Here is a 578-nt window from a genome sequence, read left to right as displayed (position 1 = left end):
AAAGTTCAGAAAAAGAAAAAACCCGGACTGAGCAATTCCACTGTGCGCGGCATCCACATGATGCTGCACAACGCCCTTGACCGGGCGGTGAAAGAAAAACTCATCCTCAGCAATCCCACGGAGAACTGCATCATCCCTAAAATTGAAAAACAAGAGATGAAGATTCTTCATCCAGACCACATCAGCGCATACCTTGACGCCGCTGAGCAGCGCGGCGCGCTCCCCATGTTTTATCTGGAACTGGTCAGTGGATTGCGAAAAGGTGAACTGGTGGCGCTCCAATGGAGCGATCTTGACGAAGCCAACTGCACCATCTCCGTCAGTAAGCAGGCCAGCTGGGACACAGAGGGAAACCTCATTCTGAGCCAACCCAAAACCGGGAATTCCATCCGAGAGGTGTCCATTCCGCAGGATGCCGTGGAGCTATTGAAGCAGGAGCACGCCAAGCACCCGGACAATCCGTGGATGTTCCCGTCCAGCAGAACAGGAGAAATGTACCACCCAGACTCGGTGGTAAACCTTCATAAGAAAATCCTCAAGGACGCGGGACTGGAGCATATCCGCTTTCATGATCTCCG

General features: G+C 52.8%; 1 protein-coding gene. It reads left to right on the top strand.

Going from position 1 to position 578, the window contains the following annotated elements:
* Positions 1 to 578, top strand: a 578-nt coding sequence (locus tag H8Z83_RS19320; protein ID WP_187016508.1) for a tyrosine-type recombinase/integrase, incomplete at both ends; no start/stop codon positions are given.

The organism is Dysosmobacter segnis (genome assembly GCF_014297285.1).
GTDB classification, from domain to species: domain Bacteria; phylum Bacillota; class Clostridia; order Oscillospirales; family Oscillospiraceae; genus Oscillibacter; species Oscillibacter segnis.
The sequence above is the reverse complement of the archived record's forward strand: the minus strand, read 5'-3'. Positions and strand labels throughout refer to the sequence as shown.